Origin of the sequence: Erythrobacter sp., from assembly GCF_035194505.1 — a bacterium.
Taxonomy (GTDB): domain Bacteria; phylum Pseudomonadota; class Alphaproteobacteria; order Sphingomonadales; family Sphingomonadaceae; genus Erythrobacter.
In genome coordinates, this window is the sequence record NZ_CP136573.1 from 1,619,435 (window position 1) to 1,637,840 (window position 18,406).

The following is an 18,406-nucleotide window of genomic DNA, read 5'->3' on the forward strand; positions in this document are numbered from 1 at the left end:
TCTTGGCCCGCATCGTGATGAAATTCGGCGGCACCTCGATGGCCGGGACGGAGCGCATCCGCCGGGTGGCCAATATTGTGCGTGCGCAGGCCGCCAAGGGCGATCAGGTCGCGGTGGTCGTCAGCGCCATGGCGGGCGAGACCGACAGGCTGGTCAATTTCTGCCGCGAAGCCAATCCGCTGTATGATCCTGCCGAGTATGACGTGGTCGTCGCCAGCGGCGAGCAGGTGACCAGCGGACTGCTGGCGCTGACGCTTCAGGCACTGGGCTGCAAGTCGCGGAGCTGGCTCGGCTGGCAGTTGCCGATCCACACTATCGAGGCGCACGCCAAGGCACGCGTCGAATCGATCGACGCCGAAGCCCTGATCGCTTCGATGGAAGCGGGCGAAATCGCCGTGATCCCCGGCTTTCAGGGCCTTTCCGCCGACAATCGCGTCACCACGCTGGGGCGCGGCGGATCGGACACCTCGGCGGTCGCGGTTGCCGCCGCGATCAAGGCGGACCGCTGCGACATCTATACCGACGTCGATGGCGTCTACACCACCGACCCGCGCATCGTCGCCAAGGCGAAGAAGCAGAAGGCGGTGACCTACGAGGAAATGCTCGAACTCGCGAGCGTGGGCGCCAAGGTGCTCCAGACCCGCTCGGTCGGCCTTGCCATGAAGGAAAAGGTGCGGGTGCAGGTGCTTTCGAGCTTCATCGGCGAAGGCGCCCCGCCGGCCGATGATCTGCCCGGGACAATGATCGTCTCGGACGAGGAAATGGACGAATTGGTGGAGAATGGCCTGATGGAACGCCAGCTTGTGACCGGCATCGCGCATGACAAGAACGAAGCGAAGGTGATCCTCACCCGCGTGCCCGATCGTCCGGGCGCGGTGGCCAATATCTTCGAACCGCTCGCCAAGGCTTCGATCAACGTCGACATGATCATCCAGAACGTCGGCCGCGACAAGGGCGAGACCGACGTGACTTTCACCGTGCCGCAGTCCGATCTCGCCCGCGCGCAGGCGCTGCTGGAGGACCGCCGCACCGAAATCGGCTTCAACCGGATCATCACCGACAGCAAGATCGCCAAGATCAGCGTCGTGGGCGTCGGCATGAAGAGCCACGCCGGGGTCGCCAGCACCATGTTCCGCGCGCTTTCGGAACGCGGGATCAACATCCAGGCGATCTCCACCTCCGAGATCAAGATCAGCGTGATGATCGACGAGGACGAGACCGAACTGGCGGTTCGCGTGCTGCACACGGCCTATGGTCTGGATGCCGTTAGCTGACAGGTAGCCCGATTTATCGACGTTAACCGTCTTCGGTGACGCCTGTTTAACGATTTGCCCCGGACTCTGCCCGCTCCCTAACGAGCGGATAACGGAGTCGCACCTCATGGCCATCAAGGCCCACATCGATCAGCCAGCCCCCTGGCAGGCCCAGCGCAACGGTTTCCGCCACGCCCTGCGGCTCGAGACCAGCGGCACGTTGCCGGGCGGCATCGATGCCAATGTCACGGTGCACAACATCTCCGTCTCCGGCCTGTTGCTGGAAACCAGCGTCGATCTGGCGGCGGGAGAGACGCTCACCCTCGATCTTCCCGAAGCCGGTGCGGTCGAGGCACGGATCGTGTGGCGCAGCCAGCAGCTCTACGGCTGCGCCTTTGCCGAGCCGCTGAGCCATGCGGCCATCGCAGCTGCGCAGCTGCAGGGCCTGCCGATCGGAGAGCCGGTTGCGCCTGCCCCTGCCCCGAAGCCTCCTATCGCACCGCGCACCGGAACCAGCGAGACGCTAGGGGTCCGGATCAACCGGCTGCGGCGCGAAGCCGGGCTAACGCTCGCAGATGTCGCCGCAACGCTAGGTGTCAGCAAGCCGACCGTCTGGGCATGGGAAAAGGGCAAGGCCCGGCCGCTGCCCGAACGCATGGGAGCGATTGCGCTGGCGCTGGGTGCAGGCCCGGAAGATCTGGCCGAAGCGGTCGGTCTCGAAACCGACATCGCCGCGCTGGTGGATGACTGCCGGACCCGGATTGCCGATGCCTGCGGCACCAGCCCTGCCGCTGTCCGGATCATGATCGAACTCTAGCGTTCGATCCGCCCAAGTTCCCGCAACTAGAAGCAGCTACTTACCGTTCCAACTACGTATGGAATTGCTGGCCCAAGTGCAAAATATGGTAAACGAAACCCGAAGGTGATTCGTTTTTTAGTCAAGTAAGTTTACTTAACTAACGGGTATGCGAGTCTATTTCGGGAAATGCAGGGGAAATGTCGATCCCGAATAGATTGCGTTAGTTACCAAGTAAATCTGACTAAGGGCGAGTTGGCGAATTCTTTGTTAGACCGCTGGGGCACTGTCGGCATGAAAATTGGTCTGAGTGAAGTGGAAGGCCGCGTTTTGCACGGCCTGATCGAAGAAGCCTCCGGTGATATCGTCATCAGGCTCGACCGGCGCGGCTTCATCATTCACGCATCAGGAAATGTTGCCGATCTGGGGTATGATTTCGATACCACCCTGCTGCCACCCCACATCACCGATCTGGCCGATGCCGATCATGCAGCGATACTGGGCGATCATGTCGGCGCGGTTCTTGCGGGCGAGGCGCGCTCGGGCTGGATCGAGTTTCCCGCCGCAATGCCGGCCGAAAGTATCGAGCCATCCGGTGGGCTTCCGCAACCGCGCCGCTGGTTCGCGATCAGCCTGCGCCCGATGCATGACACGTCCGATCCGTCCGATACGCCTGACGGAGCGCTGTGCCTGATGCGCTCGGTGCAGCGGCTGCGGCTGCTGGAGGGCGAGCTCTACAACCGCGCTGTCACCGATCCGCTCACCGGCCTCGCCAATCGCCAGGCCTTCTGCGCCAGCTTGCGCCGCCATCTGGCGAGCGGTGGAGGACAGATGATTGCGGTCTTTGCTGTCGATGGCATGCGCGCGCTGCTGTTGCAGTACGGTCAGCGCACCGCGGACGAGGTGCTGTGGGGCTTTGCCAAGTTCCTCGAGACCATGGCCCTGCCGGATCACGAACTGGCCCAGCTCGATGGCGAGCGGTTCGGTGTGCTGCTGCCGTCGTTGAACCTGCGCAGCGCGCGCGAATGGGCCGAGGATGTGGTGCAGACCTTCTCCGCCCTTGCATCTCCTGCTTCAGCAAAGGCTCCGCAGCTGACAGCCAGCGCCGGAATCGCGCGGGTCGAATGCACAGTCGACTGGACCTTGCGGGAGGCGGAAAGCAGATCGGCCTGGCCGGGCATCGCGGGGTTGCGTGAAGCGCCGCTAGACTTGGCGCGCTAGGCAGCTAAACCGCGGTCATGAGCCACATTGCCACCATCCTGCTGCTCGGTTCGGGCGAACTGGGCCGCGAATTCGTCATTGCCGCCAAGCGCCTTGGCGCGAGAGTGATTGCCTGCGATTCCTATGACGAGGCCCCCGCGATGCAGGTGGCAGACGCGCGCGAAGTGTTCTCGATGCTCGATGGCGCAGCGCTGCGGGCGGCGGCAAAGAAGCATAAGCCCGACCTTATCGTCCCGGAGATCGAAGCGATCCGCACCGAAATGCTCGCCGATCTGGAAGCGGAAGGCTTCACCATCGTTCCTTCCGCCCGTGCAGCGCAGCTGACCATGAACCGCGATGCGATCCGCGATCTGGCGGCGGGCGAGCTGGGACTCACCACCTCGCAATATGGCTATGCGGAAAGCTTTGCCGAGGCGCAGGCGGTGGCAGAGCGCATCGGCTATCCGCTGGTGATGAAGCCGGTCATGTCCTCCTCGGGCAAGGGCCAGAGCAAGGTCGACGGACCGGACGCGCTGGAGGCCGCTTGGGACTATGCTGTCGCCAATATGCGCGGTGACCGGGCGCGGGTGATCGCCGAGCAGTTCATCGCCTTCGACTACGAAATCACCCTGCTGACCGTCCGCCATGCTGGCGGCATCAGCTTCTGCCCGCCGATCGGCCACCGGCAGGAGCGCGGCGACTATCGCGAAAGCTGGCAGCCCACCGCCATGTCTGCAGGCGCGCTGGCGCGGGCACAGGACATGGCCGCCAAGGTCGTGATGGCGCTGCAAGGCGGTGGGCGCGGCTGGGGGCTCTACGGTGTCGAGTTTTTTGTGCGCGGCGACGAAGTCATCTTCTCCGAGCTTTCACCTCGCCCGCACGACACCGGAATGGTGACGCTCGTCAGCCAGAAGCTCACCGAATTCGATCTTCACGCCCGCGCGATCCTGGGCCTGCCGGTGCCTGATACCATCGCCGTCCAGCCTGCCGCATCGGCTGTTATCCTCGCCGACCGAGACAGTGACAGCTTTGCTTTCGAAGGCCTCGGCGATGCCTTGGCGCTCGGCGAGACCGATGTGCGGATCTTCGGCAAGCCCGTGACCCGACCTTATCGCCGCATGGGCGTGGCCCTCGCCCGCGCAGCTGACGCGCCAGCCGCAGTCGATCTCGCGAAACAGGCCGCCGCCGCCGTGCGCATTGTCTATTCGCCCGAAGCCGACTAGGGCGCGCGCCATGAGCACCTATCCCAAGACCGCCGCCCTCATGAAGCGCGGCACCGACTTCCTCGGCTGCGAGACCGCAATCCTGTGCGGCGCGATGAGCTGGGTGTCCGAGCGCAACCTCGTGGCCGCGATCAGCAACGCGGGCGGCTTCGGCGTGATCGCCTGCGGGGCGATGACCCCCGAATTGCTCGACACCGAGATCGCCGCGACCAAGGCGCTCACCGTCAAGCCCTTCGGCGTCAACCTCATCACCATGCACCCCGCGCTGTTCGATCTGATCGCGGTGTGCCGCAAGCATGGCGTGACCCACGTGGTGCTGGCAGGCGGCATCCCTCCCAAGGGCAGCGTGGAAGCCATCAAGGCGGACAACTCTGGCATCAAGGTGATCTGCTTCGCGCCCACCCTCGCGCTCGCCAAGAAGCTGCTGCGCTCGGGCGCTGATGCGCTGGTGATCGAGGGCATGGAAGCGGGCGGCCATATCGGTCCGGTCTCGACTTCGGTGCTGGCGCAGGAAATCCTGCCCGAACTCAGCGCCGATCACCTGATCTTCGTCGCTGGCGGCATCGGCCGGGGCGAGGCGATCGCGAGCTATCTCGAAATGGGCGCAGCCGGCGTGCAGCTCGGCACCCGCTTCGCCTGCGCCACCGAGAGCATCGCCCACCCCGATTTCAAGAAGGCCTTCTTCCGCGCCAGCGCCCGCGAGGCAATCGCCAGTGTGCAGGTTGACCCGCGCTTGCCCGTCATCCCCGTGCGCGCACTCAAGAACAAGGGCACCGAGGAATTCACCGCCAAGCAGCGCGAAGTCGCCGCATTGCTCGATGCGGGCGAGGTCGACATGGCTGAAGCCCAGCTCCAGATCGAGCACTTCTGGGCCGGTGCCCTGCGCCGCGCGGTGATCGAGGGCGATGTCGAGAATGGCAGCGTGATGGCCGGGCAATCGGTCGGCATGGTGTCGAAGGAAGAACCCGCCGCCGACATCATCGCCGAACTGATGAGCCAGTGCGAGGCGGCGCTCGCCCGATAGCAATGGCCGAGTCCCTCGTCCTCACCCTCGCCTGCCCCGACCGGCCCGGCATCACCGCGCGGGTCACGGGCTTCCTGTTCGAGCGCGGGTGCAATATCCTGGACGCGCAGCAGTTCAATGATCGGGCGGAAGCCGGCGGCTCCGACCGCTTCTTCATGCGCGTGGTGTTCGATCCCGATGGCTCCACCGCCGAGGGACTGCACAGCGATTTCACAGGGCTGGCGAGCGAATTCGCGATGGAGTGGAAGATGGCGGCCGAAGATCGCCCGCGCCGCACCATCATCCTTGTCAGCAAGTTCGATCACTGTCTTGTCGATCTGATCTACCGCTGGCGCACCGGCGAGCTGCCGATCGATCCGGTGGCGATCGTCTCCAACCACCCCCGCGAGGCCGCGATCCGGGTGGATATCGGAGACATCCCCTTCCATCATATCCCCGTCACCCCCGACACCAAGCCCGCCGCCGAGGCACAATTCCGGGCGCTGGCCGAAGAAACCGGCGCCGAGCTGATCGTGCTCGCCCGCTATATGCAGGTCTTCTCGGACGAGCAGTCAGCGCATTTCGCGGGGCGCTGCATCAACATCCACCACAGCTTCCTGCCCGGCTTCAAGGGCGCGCGGCCTTACCATCAGGCGCACGAGCGCGGCGTGAAGATCATCGGCGCGACGGCGCATTTCGTCACCGCCGATCTCGATGAAGGCCCGATCATCCATCAGGACGTCGAGCGCATCACTCATGCCGACAGCCCGGAAGACCTCGTCCGCAAGGGCCGCGACATCGAGCGCCGCGTGCTTGCCGAAGCGGTGCGCCTGTTTGCAGACGACCGCGTGCTGATGAATGCCGGCCGGACGGTGGTATTCAGGGGCTGATCGCTTTTCGCAGTGGTCAGCCAAGGGCGCAGGGCGCATTCATGCACCCATGATCGTCCAGCGCCTCGACCATGTGAACATCATCACCGACCGGCTCGCCGAGACCGCGCGGTTCTATGCCGAATTGCTCGATCTCGAAGAGCGTGACGGACCGCCGCCGCTGCCCCCGCATCAGGTGCGCTGGATGTATGACGGCGCCGGCAACGCCATCCTCCACCTCAACTCGGTCGATTGCCCGCGCGCCTTTGACCGCGCGGTGGCGCCCGGCAGCGAAACCGGGGCGATCCACCACGTCGCACTGCGCTGCGACGCGTTCGAGGAGGTCAAGGCCCGGCTCGACGCGCGTGGCGCCGATTACCGGGTCAACGACCTCAGCTCCATCGGCCTGAGGCAGATCTTCACCGCCGACCCCAACAACGTGCTGCTGGAACTGAACTTCTTCGCCAGTTAGCGGCGGGCGATTTTCTTGCCCGCCTCCAGTGCCTTGTCTGCGTTGGCGCGGTGGATGACATAGGCACGGATCGCCTCGATCTCCTCCTTCGACAAGGAGCCGGCGAAGCTTGCCATGCCATTGTCCTTGAGGATGCCGTCATGCACCACGGCACCCCAGGCCTGCGCGCTTTCGAGCGCGCCGGCGCGGCGCAGATCGGGGAGGACGGTGGATCCGACCGCACCCGGGCCATGGCAGACCGCGCAGTAGCGGCCGTACTTGGCCTGCCCCAGGGCGATTGTCTCCGGCCCGGCCTTGCTCGGCGGAGGGTCGAGCGGCAGGTCAGCCAGCGGCGGCACGGCGGGCAGCTGGGCTTTGCCGCCGAGCTTGAACACCAGCAGCCGGCTGATGTTGCGCACCGGCGCCTTGCGGTCGATGAGATCGCCGTCGACTGTCAGCGCGTAGGCCCCGCCCCAGCCGGCCAGCACCGCGACATATTGCTCGCCGTTCACGGTGTAGGTGATCGGCGGAGCGACCACGCCGGTTTGGGCGGCAAAGCTCCACAGCTTCTTGCCGGTGCCCGCGTCATAGGCGTTGAACTCGCTGCCCGTGGTGCCCTGGAACACGAGGCCCCCGCCAGTGGCCAGCAAGCCGCCGTTCCACGGCCCGGGGTGCTCCACCGTCCAGCGCGCCTTCTGCGCCACCGGGTCCCACGCCACCAGCCTGCCCTTGAGCGCGCCCGCCACCTGCTTGCGGAAACCGCCGTCGGGCGGCAGATCGCCGGCCAGCGAGAAGCCGACATTGAAACCGCGTGCCCGGTCGGGCTTCCAGTTCGTTTCGGGCGCATACATCATCCCGGCCTCGAAAGCGGGGATGTAGACCAGCTTCTCCTGCGGGCTGAAGGCCATCGGGTGCCAGTTGTGCCCGCCCAGCGCGCCGGGGGTGACGAGCGCGGGCTGGCCGGTCTTGTCAACCCGCGTCGCCGGGTTCTCGATCGGACGGCCGGTCTTGGGATCGATGCCGGTGGCCCAGTTCACCGTGACATAGGGCTTGGCGGAGATGAACTTCCCCGTCTCACGGTCGATCACGTAGAAGAAGCCGTTCTTGGGCGCCTGCATCAGCACCTTGCGAACCTTGCCGTCGATTTCCATGTCCGCCAGCATGATGTGCTGGGTGGCGGTGTAATCCCAGGTCTCGCCCGGCGTGGTCTGGTAGTGCCAGACATATTCGCCGGTCTTGGGCCGGATCGCGACGATGCTGGATAGGTAGAGGTTGTCACCTTCGCCCGTTCCGTCCTTGCCTGGCGAGCGATAGGCGCGGTTCCACGGAGATCCGTTGCCGACGCCGATGTAGAGCAGGTCGAGCTCGGGATCATAGGCCATCGAATCCCACACCGTGCCGCCGCCGCCGATCGCGTCATTGGCGCCGAGCACGTCCATGTTCCAGGTTTCGGCAGCCTTCTGGAGATAGGCAGGCGCATCCTCGCCCTGCCCGCCTTCCGGCACCGTGTAGAACTTCCACAACTGCTCGCCGTCTTCGGCATCATAGGCCGCAACAAAGCCGCGCACGCCGAATTCCGCCCCGCCATTGCCGATGATGACTTTGCCATCGATCACGCGCGGCGCGCCGGTGATGGTGTAGCTCTTGGACTGGTCGACCGTGACCTTTTCCCACGCCACCGCGCCGGTGTCGCGATCAAGCGCGACCAGCCGCCCGTCCAGTGTGCCGAAGAACAGCTTGTCGCCCCATGCGGCCAGCCCGCGGTTGACGACATCACAGCAGGCCTTGACCCCGGTTTCGCCCGGCACCTTGGGATCATATTCCCACAGCGCCTTGCCGGTCGCCGCGTCGAATGCCTTCACCTTGCTCCATGCGGTGGTGAGGTAGAGCTTGCCGTCGATCACCAGCGGGGTCGCTTCCTGCCCGCGCGCGGTGTCCATATCGGCAAACCAGGTGAGCCCGAGATCGCCCACGTTCTCGCGGTTCACGCCGTCGAGCGGGGAATAGCGCTGCTCGGAATAGGTGCGCCCGTGGCTGATCCAGTTGGCGCTGTCGCTGTCCGCACCCACCAGCATGGCGGTGGTGATGCCCTCACCCTCTGCGCCCCCGAAGATCTGGCTGCAATTGGCCAGCATGCCTGCCGACAGCAAAAGGGCCGCGCTGCCGGCCCACCGCACAAGGTTCATTGATCCCGCTCTCCCGTTTTCTTTGGCGGCATGTTGCCGCTTCAATCACCGCTTGTCCATGCCCGCCTGCCATGCCTATCTGGCGCAGACGGGCAGGGCCGACAGGAGATCAAGATGTGTGACGAGAGCAAGCTCGCTGAATGGGCGACGCAGACCATCAGCCGCCGCCAGTTCGGCGCCCTGACAGGCACGGCGGCGTTGGCAGCAGGGATCCCGGCTGGCAGCCCAGCTCTCGCAGAAGGACTTGCCCTCACCGAGAAGGGCGTGAGCTTTGCCACCCCGGACGGGACGATGGACGGGTTTCTGGTGCAACCCGCCAAGGGCAAGCACCCGGCGGTGATCCTGTGGCCGGACATCGCCTCGATCCGCGAATCCAAGCGCATGATTGCCCGCAAGCTGGCCAGCGCAGGCTATTCCGTGCTGGTCGTGAACCCCTATTACCGCGACGTCGCGGGCGAGCAGTTCGCCGATTTCGCAGCCTTCATCGCGGGCGGCGGCTTCCAGAAGGTCGGCCCGTGGCGCGGGAAGCTCAATGCCGAGACGATCATGCGCGATGCCACCGCGATCGTCGACTGGCTCGATCAGCAGAAAGGGATCGATACCAAGCGCGGCATCGGCACCCAGGGCTATTGCATGGGCGGACCCTTCACAGTTTGGAGCGCGGCTGCGGTGCCCGCCCGCGTCAAGGCTGCCGCGAGCTTCCATGGCGGCGGGCTGGTTCGCACTGGCAACCCGATGAGCCCGCACGCGCTGCTGGACAAGGTTGACGCCCACTTGCTCATCGCCGTGGCCAAGGACGATGATGCCAAGGCTCCGACCGACAAGGTGACCTTTGCCGATGCGGCCAAGGCGGCCAGCGTCGATGCCAAGGTCACGGTCTATACCGGAGATCACGGCTGGATGGTGTCCGACAGCCCAGCCTATAACGCCGCAGCCGCAGGGCAGGGCGAGGCAGATCTGCTCGCGCTCTACAAGGCCGCGCTCTGACGACGATGGGGCGGGGGCGAATACGCGCCCCGCCCCGCCAGCTCCTTCTAGCGGGCCTTGGCGCGCTCGTTCGCAGCACCAAAGCGGCCGTGCTTGCGATAGCGCAGCATCCACTTGTCGAGGAACAGGCCAAGCGGCTTGGCGGTGATGCCGAGCTCGGCCAGCCCCAGCGCACCATCGGCCACGACATTGCCCGCCTTGAGCAGCGTCCATTGATCGCGGCTCATCGGGGTGAGCGGCAGTGCGGCGAAGGTGGCCGAGAGGCCATCCGGCATGGCGATGAAAGTCCGCTTGCGACCCTGCGCCGCGGCGATCCGCTCGTGGATTTCCATCATCGACAGCTGCTCAGGCCCGCCGAGTTCGTAGGTCTTGCCGCCGTGGCTTTCGGGATGCTCGAGCGCCACAGTCACGGCTTCGGCAACATCGTCGACACAGACCAGTTGCAGCTTCACCTGCGGGCCGAACACCGGCAGCACGGGCAGCATCTCGATCATCCCGCCGAACAGGTTGAGGAAGTTGTCATCCTTGCCGAACACGATCGAGGGGCGCAGGATCGTCGCCGTGGGAAAGCCCGCCAGCACTCGCGCCTCGCCCGCCGCCTTGGCCCGGGCATAGCCCGCGCTCGACCCGGCATCGGCACCGATCGCGCTGACATGGACCAGCGCGCGCACGCCCTTGGCCGCTGCGACACGGGCAATGGTGCCCGGCGCCTCACCCATCACCGCATCGAGGTCGCCGCCGAACACGCCCACGAGGTTGACCACATGGCTCGCCCCTTCGAGCGCGGCCTCGACATGGTTTTCGCGGGTGATGTCGCAGGGGATGCATTGCAGCTGACCCAGATTGGCGAGCGGCTTCAGGGCAAAGCCCTTCTCGGGCTTGCGACTGGCGAGACGCACCCGCGCGCCGCGCGCGAGCAGGCTCTGGGCGACATAATTGCCGAAATAGCCGCTGCCACCGAAGATCGTGACAAGCTGGCCGGAAAGCGGGGAGGAGGTAGGCATGGATTCGGTTGCTCTTGCTGGCTGTCCGGTGTTCTGCGCTGCGCCATGCGTCAATGTGCGCGCGCGGGCAAGGTCTGCGATGGTTTGAGCCGACAGATTACCGCGCCGAACGGCCCGTGAGGGTACCTGCAAAAATATCCCGCGAGGTTTGCGTTGACAGCGCCCCCCGCCCCTCGCTAAAGGCCCGCGCCTACCCAGCCTCCCGGCAGCGATGACCGGCAGGCTCCGTGCCCAGATGGCGGAATTGGTAGACGCACCGTCTTCAGGTGGCGGCGCTCGCAAGGGCGTGGAGGTTCGAGTCCTCTTCTGGGCACCATTTCATTCAAACCCGTCCGCGAACCGGCCAGCTTTTGGCCAGCCGGTTCTGCGGCTTGTTCGGCCTATCGTCCGAGATGCTCGGTCAGCAGCTTGTGGAAGTGCCGGATCTTGGTCTCGCCGTAGTTGGCGAAGACGATCTCCTTCGATTTGATCGACCGCATTCCCTTTTGCACATGCGGCAGGTTCACCACGTCCTGGTTGAAGACCTTGGCCAGCATGCCGAGCTCGGGAGCGTCGCAGTAGTCATCGTCGAATTCGAGCCAGTGCACCTTGGCGGGCGCCGGACGCGGCTTGCCCTGGGCCACCGGGAGCATGAACATGATCTCGTGGATGCATTCCTCCGGATTGTCGCCGTAAGGGCGGAACCGGTAGAAGATCGGGTTGAAGCAACCCCAAGGGCTGATGTTGGGGAAGAGGTTGTAATAGATCGTATCGACGAATTCCGCGTCGGAGATCGCATCCACCTCGTCGCCAAGGCTGGCGCGCCATTTCTCGCGGGCTTCGTGCGCCATCGCATTGCGCCGCTCGGGGATCGGGCCGCTGGAGGTGTGATCGGGCAGGGTTTCCCACCCGGCCGGCAGCATCCCGCCAACCCAGTCGCACAGCTGGATATCGGCGTGATCAAGCGCGCCTTCGATATGGCGGGCCTGATGGTCGAAGATGCCCGTGCGCCCGTCGCGTGCGGTCACCTTCACCCGGTCCTCGGCCAGCCTTTCGTAGATATTGCCCGATAGCGCATGGCGCACTCTGGCGAAGGTCTTGGCGCCTTCGAGCGGCTCTGCCACCAGCGCCGGATTGACGTGCGGGCTCAGCATCCCGTTCGGCGAGATCGCTCGGCTGAGATTGCCGAACACGTCATATTTCGAGTTCGCATCGCCCATCACATCAAGCAGCGTCGGGTGGGTGGCGACGACGTGATAGGCTTCCATGAAGGCCTCCTGCGCGACCTTCCAGTTGCACCGCAGCTTCTTGGCGACATGGACCGCCTTGTAGCGCCGCTCGAAGGGAATCGGCTCGAAATGGCGGTCGATATCGCCGAGGAAGTCCGCGAAGGCTTCCGCATTGTCGTCCGGGTTGATGAAGACAAACCCGCCCCAGCGCCCGACCTTGACCGGCGGGAGAGAATGGGTGCGTTCGCTCACGCTCGGGAAATCCCAGTGGCACGGAACCTCCTTCAGGGTGCCGTCGATCTTCCAGCCCCAGCCGTGGAACGGGCAGCGGAATTCGCGCAAGCCCTTGGCGTCCTCTGTGAGGAGAGCGCGGCCGCGGTGGAGGCAGGCATTGGGGAAGGCCTTGATCTCGTCCGGCGCGGTGCGCACGATGATGAAGGAAAGGTGTGCAATGTCATAGACATGGCTATCGCCGACATTGGGAATGTCGTCCTCGTGGCAGGCCATCTGCCACACCTTCTTCCACAGCCGCTCGACCTCCAGATCAAAGAAATCGCGCGAATAATAGATGCTCGGATCGACGATCGTCGGCCCCGGGGGCATGGGGCTGTCCTCGCGCAGACGCTCGGGCACGCGGTGCGTGTCCATGTCGAGCAATTCGTCGTAGGTGATGCCCTTGGAGCGGTTGGTGCCTGTCAGCGTTTCGACCATCATCTCTCTCCCTGCCGTGTCGAGGGCGCAGGAGAGCATTCTGGCGATCCCGCACCGCGCGGGAACCTTGTGAACGAGACAGGTGCAGGCGGGCGTTGACCTGGATCAAATCCCGGGCCTCTCCAAACTGAGAGCCCGGCAAAGGGGCGCACAGAGGCGAATGTTTCACGTGAAACATCCGCCATCTGCCTACCATCAGGGCCTCAACTGGCACCTAACCGGCACCCAAAACGGGGCTGGAATCGCCGGATTCGCCCCGCCTGCCCGCAATTACGCTAGATTTCGAGCGGCCCGTGCTGGATGTGCGGCAGCACGTGGCGCGCAAAAAGATCGGCTTCCTGCATGTGCGGATAGCCCGACAGGATGAAAGCCTCGATCCCTTCGGCCTGATAGGCGCGCAGCTTGGCCAGCACCTGATCGGGCGTGCCGACGATTGCCGCCCCGCAGCCCGAGCGCGCGCGGCCGATGCCGGTCCACAGGTTCTCCTCGACAAAGCCGTCACCGTCCGCCGCGCCGCGCAGTTCCTGCTGGCGCTGCACCCCGTAGTTCTTGGCATCGAGGCTCTTTTCGCGGATCGCGCGGCCGGCCTCGTCATCCAGCTTCGAGAGCAGGCGATCGGCATAGTGGCGCGCCTCGTCCTCGGTTTCGCGCACGATCACGTGGACGCGGTAGCCGAACTTCAGCGTGCGCCCGTAATTGGCGGCCCGCGACTTGAGGTCGGCGATGTTCTCGCGCACCTTGTCCATCGTGTCGGGCCACATCAGGTAGACATCCGCCGCCTCGGCCGCACATTCGCGCGCCTCGTGGCTGAGGCCGCCGAAGTAGAACGGCGGACACTTGCCCGAAAGCGTGGTGATGCGCGGCGGATCGAGCTTCATCTGGTAGAACTCGCCGTCGAAATCGAGATGCTCGCCGTTGAGGAGCGTGCGCACGATCTTCATGATCTCGGTGCCGCGGCGGTAGCGGGGTGCGCTCTCGATCTTCTCGCCCGGCATGTCGGACGAAATGATGTTGACGTTGAGGCGCCCGCCGGTGCCAGCCGCATTGGGGCCGAGGATGCGATCAAGCGTGGCGATGCGGCGCGCCAGCTGCGGCGGCCAGTCCTCGCCCATGCGGGTCGCCCAGAGCAGCTTGATGCGCTTGACCTGCGTCGCCACGGCGGCGGCAAAGATCGTGGTATCAACGCCCAGCTGATAGCCCGAAGGCAGCAGGATATTGTCGAACCCGCCTTCCTCGGCGCGCAGCACGAGGTTGCGGCAATGCTCCCAGCTCGATTGCAGATAGGGATCGGGGACGCCGAGGAACTCGTAATCGTCGTCACACAGCGCGGAGAACCACGCGATTTCGCATTGTTGCTGGTCAGTCATGGTTTCATTCCCATCCCAATTTCTGTTCTGTTTCGATCCTCTTCCCGTTCGTGCTGAGCTTGTCGAAGCACTGTCTTTCTTGAAGGTTCGCGCTGAACCCGAAGAAAAGTGCGGCCCTTCGACAAGCTCAGGGTGAACGGGGTGGTGCTAGGGCAAAGGCACGCCCCGCGCGGCGACGAGCACCGCGTACCAATCCGTTCTTGTCCACCGCACTGTCAGCGCCGCCGCACCTTCCGCGATGCGGGCGGCGTTCTGCGAGCCGATGATCGGGATGATCCCGGCGGGGTGCGCCATCAGCCAGCTGTAAGCCGCGACGGTGCGCGACACGCCCTGCGCCTCGGCCACGCTATCGAGCGCGGCGGCGACCGCCTTGTCGCACGCAGTCTCGGGCGCGGCCAGACGCCCGCCACCCAGCGGCGACCACGCCAGCGGGGTGAGGCCGAGCATCATCGCCTGATCAAGCTCGCCATTCTCGAAACAGGTGATCCTGAGCGGGCTGATCTCGGGCTGGGTCGAAACCAGCTTGTTGCCGAGGAAGTGATTGAGCGCCGCCGTCTGCGCCGTGGTGAAGTTCGACACGCCCAGCGTGCGGATCTTGCCGCTGGCCACCGCATCATCGAGCACGCGGGCGACTTCCTGCGGGTGGGCGAGGATATCGGGGCGGTGGATCTGCCACAGGTCAACGCTGTCCACCTTCAGGCGGCGCAGCGACGCCTCGATCGCCTTCTTGAGGTAATCCGCACTCTGATCATAGGGCAGCGGGGGCAGGATGCCGCCCTTGGTCGCCAGCACCATCCGCTCTCGCAGACCGGTTTCGGCAGCCAGCACCTCGCCCAGCAGCGCCTCGGCATCGCCAAAGCCGCCGCTTCCGTCAAAGCCGTAGATATCGGCGGTGTCGAGGAAGGTGATCCCGGCATCGAGCGCCGCGTGCACCAGCTTCGCCGCTTGCGCCACGGTGCGCCCATCCTCGGCCAGGCGCCACATGCCCCAGGCGATCGGCGAGACGGCAATCGCGCTGGTGCCGAGCTGGCGACTGGCGGGGGGCAAGGGCAGTTCACTCATTTCAGGTTCCTCATTGGCGGAGCGACCGAGGCGCGCTCGACAAGTTCGTGGGGCAGGCGTTTGTGGGTGATATCCCCGCCTGCGATCAGGATTTGCGTCGCCGTGCGGGCGAGATCGGCCATCGGCTGGCTGATCGTCGTCAGCGGCGGCCAGACCGTGCGCGCCAGCGTGGTGTCGTCGAACCCGGCGACCGAAAGCTCGGCCGGAACATTGATGCCCCGATCATGCGCCACGGCGAGCACGCCGGCGGCCATGTCGTCGTTCGAGGCGAAGATCGCGGTCGGGCGGTTCGGCTGATCGAGCAGGGTGCGCCCGCCGCTGACGCCGGAATCAAAGTCGAATTCGCCGTCCACCACCAATTGCGGCTCGAACGGAATCCCCACCCGGTCGAGCGCGCGGCGATAGCCGAACAGGCGATCATCAGAGGCCATGTGGTTGGAATGGCCCTTGATGAAGCCGATCCGGCGGTGGCCTGCGTTGATGAGATGGGTGGTCATGTCGTCGGCGGCCTGGGCGTCGTCCATGAACACCGATGAGGTCAGCGAATGGTTGGTGCCGGGCGAGATGCGGATGAAGGGCACGTCCATTGCCTCCAGCGCGCGCAGCACGGGATCGCAATCGGTGACCGGCGAGGACAGGATGATGCCGTCGACATGGGTCTCGCTCACCAGCCCGCGCACCTGATCGCCGACACGCGGATCGGCCACGTCGACCGGCTGGGCCAGCAGGCGGATGCCGTTTTGCTGGCACACCTCCCAGCAGCCCTTCTGTATCTGGAACATGTAATAGGGGCTGTGATTGTCGTAGATCAGCGCGATCTGGTTCGACTTCGCGCCCGAGAGGATGCGGGCGGCGACCGAAGGCCGGTAGTCGAGATCGGCCATCGCCTGCTCCACCCGCGCGCGCAGTTCGGCACTTACATAGGGGTGGGCGTTGAGGACGCGGCTCACCGTCTTGACGGCGACCCCCGCGCGGGCCGCGACATCACGGATGTTCGCGCGGCTCATGGGACGAGCTCCTCGAACAGCGGCGCAAAGGCGCTTTCGGTGCGGTAGAACACCGGCGGCGCGCCGATCGGGGCGGGCACATCATACCAGCCGGGAGCGTAATCCGCGCCGCTCCACAGATGCCGCCATGCGCCTTGCGGCAGATAGACGCGGCGCTGTGCCGCTCCTGCTTCGATCACGGGTGCCACCATCAGGTCTGCACCATAGAGGAACTGGTCCTGAATGGTGAAGGTCTGCGGGTCTTGCGGGAAGTGGAGGAACAGCGCGCGCTGGGCGGGCAGGCCGGTTGCCTGCGCTTCGGCCACAAGGTGCTGCACATAGGGGGCGAGCGCGGCGTGGACCCGGCTCCAGCGCGCAAAGCCTGCGATCAGTGCAGGCGTGCTGTCGATCTGGAGGTTGTCGTCCGGGCGGTTGCCCTCGTGCGTGCGCATCACCGGGCTGAAGGCGCCGAGTTCATACCAGCGCAGGATCAGCTCCTCCGTCCGGACATTGCCGAACAGGCTGGTGTAGCCGCCGACATCGGAATGGCTGAAGGCATTGCCAACCAGGCCGGAGGAGAGCGCGGCGGTGATCACCGTGCCGATACCGTCATGGCGGGAGAAATCGACCGACTGGTCGCCCGCCCACAGCAAGGGGCAATGGGCCTGCACGCCCTTGTGGCCTGCGCGCATGAACCACAGCACATCGCCGGTTCGCCCGCGTGAAGCGACCGCGCGGGCGTTGACCTCGGCCCAGCGCACCGGCCACCGGTTGTGCTCGCACATCGGGTCGCCATCGAAGAGGCGCAGGTCGGTGGGGAGATATTCGCCGAAATCCGCCATCCAGCCATCAAGGCCAAAATCGAGCATCCGCTTGCCGATCACCTCTTCGGCAAACCATGCGGCGGCGGCCGGGTTGGTGAAATCGACCACGCCCGCGTCGAACTCGCCGAAATCGACGAGGTAGGGCGCGTCGCTATCGAGGCGGCGGGCGAAGAAGCCTTGCGCCGCGGCCTCGGGGTAAAGCGGGCCGTCGACCGCGAGATAGGGGTTCACATAGCCGAGGAAGCGGATGCCGCGGGCCTTGAGTGCCGCGATGCGTGCGGGCAGATCGGGGTAGCGCGCAGGGTTCCACTGCCAGTCCCAGAACAGGCGGCGGCCGAAGCTGGTCTCGCGGATGCCGACCCAGTCCTCGCACCACAGGCCGCTCACCGCCGCACCCGCGTCGATCAGGGCTTCGAGCCGCTCGAAGCTCGTCTCGCCCTGCTTGAGCCCGACAATCGCCCCGCCCAGCGCCCAGTCGGGGAGCGCATGGCGCGGGCCGAAGCGTTCGCCCAGTTGGCGGGTGAGGTCTGCGGGGGCGCCTTCGAACAGGTCGATGACGACTTCGCCCGACCAGACGTGAATGCGCAGCCGCCCGACTTCCGAGGCGTCAGCTTCCGCATATTCGGCATTGGCAAGGCTGATGGCCCAGCCGCCCGAGCACAGCACGGTGGGTTCGGGGTAGTTGGTGGTCCAGTAGTCCCCGCCCGCGAAGCTCCCGTCGGCGCTGGCCTGATCGGTCAGCGGGGTGCCGGGTTCGCGCCCCACCCCCGGCTCGCTGGTCCACAGCGGAAACTTGCGACCGTTGAGCGCGAGGTAGCTCATCTGCTCGCCCCCGCCCCACAGGATGTCGCCCGGCGCAAGGGCAAGGTCGATCGTCACCCGGTCATGCCCGGAAAGCGCGGTGACGGTGAGCCGCGCGCCTTCCAGCCGGACAGCCGCTTTCGCCGCCCCGTCGCCGCTCGCCAGCACCACGCCGCCAGCGGATTCGCGATTGCACAGGGTGAGTGGCACTGCTGCCACACTTGTGTCGTGCAGGCGGAAATTGCCGCGCACCATGGTGACCTGCGGATTGCCGGAAGCAACGGAAATTGCTTGATTTTCACGGGTGTGATTGAGGATCGTGCGGCCTGCGAGCCGCAGCATCACACCCTCCCCCATCGCCTCAAGCTGCACCATGCCAGCCCCGTAATCCTCTCCCGGCCTGTCCCTTGGCCTTATGTGACACCGCTTGACAGATAGCGACAGAAAGCGCAACCCGAGCCCCGAAAGATCGACC

General features: G+C 65.4%; 15 protein-coding genes and 1 tRNA gene. 9 read left to right on the forward strand and 7 right to left on the reverse strand.

The window, feature by feature from the left end; genetic code table 11:
* Positions 1-2 precede the first annotated feature (2 nt).
* The 7 genes from RSE14_RS08085 to RSE14_RS08115 all read left to right on the forward strand — a co-directional run bounded on the left by RSE14_RS08085 (position 3) and on the right by RSE14_RS08115 (position 6,816).
* The gene (locus tag RSE14_RS08085) at positions 3-1,274 is read left to right on the forward strand and encodes an aspartate kinase (protein ID WP_324072550.1); all 1,272 of its coding nucleotides are present in this window, start codon (positions 3-5) and stop codon (positions 1,272-1,274) included.
* Positions 1,275-1,380: 106 nt separating this feature from the next.
* Positions 1,381-2,070 carry a helix-turn-helix domain-containing protein gene (locus tag RSE14_RS08090; RefSeq protein WP_324072551.1) on the forward strand — a complete coding sequence of 230 codons (690 nt, stop codon included), beginning with the start codon at positions 1,381-1,383 and terminating at the stop codon, positions 2,068-2,070.
* A gap of 273 nt (positions 2,071-2,343) precedes the next feature.
* Positions 2,344-3,270, forward strand: coding sequence for a GGDEF domain-containing protein (locus RSE14_RS08095; RefSeq protein ID WP_324072552.1), 927 nt, complete (start codon positions 2,344-2,346; stop codon positions 3,268-3,270).
* A 17-nt stretch (positions 3,271-3,287) separates the two neighbouring features.
* Entirely contained in the window at positions 3,288-4,472 is a 1,185-nt protein-coding gene (gene purT, locus RSE14_RS08100; RefSeq protein ID WP_324072554.1) for a formate-dependent phosphoribosylglycinamide formyltransferase, read from the forward strand.
* A gap of 10 nt (positions 4,473-4,482) precedes the next feature.
* Positions 4,483-5,496, forward strand: a complete 1,014-nt coding sequence (locus RSE14_RS08105) for an NAD(P)H-dependent flavin oxidoreductase (RefSeq protein ID WP_324072556.1) — start codon at positions 4,483-4,485, stop codon at positions 5,494-5,496.
* Between the two features lie 2 nt (positions 5,497-5,498).
* On the forward strand, positions 5,499-6,365 hold the full coding sequence (purU, locus tag RSE14_RS08110; protein WP_324072558.1) for a formyltetrahydrofolate deformylase: 867 nt from the start codon (positions 5,499-5,501) through the stop codon (positions 6,363-6,365).
* 49 nt (positions 6,366-6,414) lie between these two features.
* Positions 6,415-6,816 (forward strand): VOC family protein, encoded by a 402-nt coding sequence (locus tag RSE14_RS08115; RefSeq protein ID WP_324072560.1) that lies wholly within the window; start codon positions 6,415-6,417, stop codon positions 6,814-6,816.
* Here the strand turns inward: RSE14_RS08115 and RSE14_RS08120 are convergent.
* On the reverse strand, positions 6,813-8,981 hold the full coding sequence (locus tag RSE14_RS08120; protein ID WP_324072562.1) for a PQQ-dependent dehydrogenase, methanol/ethanol family: 2,169 nt from the start codon (positions 8,979-8,981) through the stop codon (positions 6,813-6,815). The genes RSE14_RS08115 and RSE14_RS08120 overlap by 4 nt on opposite strands.
* Before the next feature lie 114 nt (positions 8,982-9,095).
* Between RSE14_RS08120 and RSE14_RS08125 the strand changes: the two genes are divergently transcribed.
* Positions 9,096-9,968, forward strand: a complete 873-nt coding sequence (locus RSE14_RS08125) for a dienelactone hydrolase family protein (RefSeq protein ID WP_324072564.1) — start codon at positions 9,096-9,098, stop codon at positions 9,966-9,968.
* A 47-nt stretch (positions 9,969-10,015) separates the two neighbouring features.
* On the opposite strand, the gene RSE14_RS08130 is transcribed toward RSE14_RS08125, so the two are convergent.
* On the reverse strand, positions 10,016-10,972 hold the full coding sequence (locus RSE14_RS08130; RefSeq protein ID WP_324072566.1) for a complex I NDUFA9 subunit family protein: 957 nt from the start codon (positions 10,970-10,972) through the stop codon (positions 10,016-10,018).
* 229 nt (positions 10,973-11,201) lie between these two features.
* Here RSE14_RS08130 and RSE14_RS08135 point away from each other — a divergent pair.
* A tRNA-Leu gene (locus RSE14_RS08135) sits at positions 11,202-11,288 on the forward strand.
* A gap of 64 nt (positions 11,289-11,352) precedes the next feature.
* Here the strand turns inward: RSE14_RS08135 and RSE14_RS08140 are convergent.
* From RSE14_RS08140 to RSE14_RS08160, 5 genes are all read right to left on the reverse strand, one after another.
* Positions 11,353-12,930: an aromatic ring-hydroxylating oxygenase subunit alpha gene (locus RSE14_RS08140; protein WP_324072568.1), complete on the reverse strand. Its 1,578-nt coding sequence runs from the start codon at positions 12,928-12,930 to the stop codon at positions 11,353-11,355.
* A gap of 236 nt (positions 12,931-13,166) precedes the next feature.
* Complete coding sequence (locus RSE14_RS08145; RefSeq protein WP_324072570.1) at positions 13,167-14,258, reverse strand: LLM class flavin-dependent oxidoreductase; 1,092 nt, start codon at positions 14,256-14,258, stop codon at positions 13,167-13,169.
* Between the two features lie 147 nt (positions 14,259-14,405).
* On the reverse strand, positions 14,406-15,320 hold the full coding sequence (locus RSE14_RS08150) for an aldo/keto reductase (protein ID WP_324072572.1): 915 nt from the start codon (positions 15,318-15,320) through the stop codon (positions 14,406-14,408).
* Complete coding sequence (locus RSE14_RS08155; RefSeq protein WP_324072574.1) at positions 15,317-16,327, reverse strand: LacI family DNA-binding transcriptional regulator; 1,011 nt, start codon at positions 16,325-16,327, stop codon at positions 15,317-15,319. The genes RSE14_RS08150 and RSE14_RS08155 overlap by 4 nt, the downstream gene beginning before the upstream one ends.
* Positions 16,324-18,306, reverse strand: a complete 1,983-nt coding sequence (locus tag RSE14_RS08160) for an alpha-glucosidase (RefSeq protein WP_324072575.1) — start codon at positions 18,304-18,306, stop codon at positions 16,324-16,326. Before RSE14_RS08160 ends, RSE14_RS08155 begins: the two co-directional genes overlap by 4 nt.
* Positions 18,307-18,406: the final 100 nt, after the last annotated feature.

Bases quoted from the DNA above. Each gene is read 5' to 3' on its own strand.
- RSE14_RS08140 (WP_324072568.1), bottom strand. From the start codon at position 12,930: ATGCTCTCCTGCGCCCTCGACACGGCAGGGAGAGAGATGATGGTCGAA.
- RSE14_RS08120 (WP_324072562.1), bottom strand. From the start codon at position 8,981: ATGAACCTTGTGCGGTGGGCCGGCAGCGCGGCCCTTTTGCTGTCGGCA.
- RSE14_RS08130 (WP_324072566.1), bottom strand. From the start codon at position 10,972: ATGCCTACCTCCTCCCCGCTTTCCGGCCAGCTTGTCACGATCTTCGGT.
- RSE14_RS08095 (WP_324072552.1), top strand. From the start codon at position 2,344: ATGAAAATTGGTCTGAGTGAAGTGGAAGGCCGCGTTTTGCACGGCCTG.
- RSE14_RS08125 (WP_324072564.1), top strand. From the start codon at position 9,096: ATGTGTGACGAGAGCAAGCTCGCTGAATGGGCGACGCAGACCATCAGC.
- RSE14_RS08145 (WP_324072570.1), bottom strand. From the start codon at position 14,258: ATGACTGACCAGCAACAATGCGAAATCGCGTGGTTCTCCGCGCTGTGT.
- RSE14_RS08090 (WP_324072551.1), top strand. From the start codon at position 1,381: ATGGCCATCAAGGCCCACATCGATCAGCCAGCCCCCTGGCAGGCCCAG.
- purT (WP_324072554.1), top strand. From the start codon at position 3,288: ATGAGCCACATTGCCACCATCCTGCTGCTCGGTTCGGGCGAACTGGGC.
- purU (WP_324072558.1), top strand. From the start codon at position 5,499: ATGGCCGAGTCCCTCGTCCTCACCCTCGCCTGCCCCGACCGGCCCGGC.
- RSE14_RS08115 (WP_324072560.1), top strand. From the start codon at position 6,415: ATGATCGTCCAGCGCCTCGACCATGTGAACATCATCACCGACCGGCTC.
- RSE14_RS08150 (WP_324072572.1), bottom strand. From the start codon at position 15,320: ATGAGTGAACTGCCCTTGCCCCCCGCCAGTCGCCAGCTCGGCACCAGC.
- RSE14_RS08105 (WP_324072556.1), top strand. From the start codon at position 4,483: ATGAGCACCTATCCCAAGACCGCCGCCCTCATGAAGCGCGGCACCGAC.
- RSE14_RS08155 (WP_324072574.1), bottom strand. From the start codon at position 16,327: ATGAGCCGCGCGAACATCCGTGATGTCGCGGCCCGCGCGGGGGTCGCC.
- RSE14_RS08160 (WP_324072575.1), bottom strand. From the start codon at position 18,306: ATGGTGCAGCTTGAGGCGATGGGGGAGGGTGTGATGCTGCGGCTCGCA.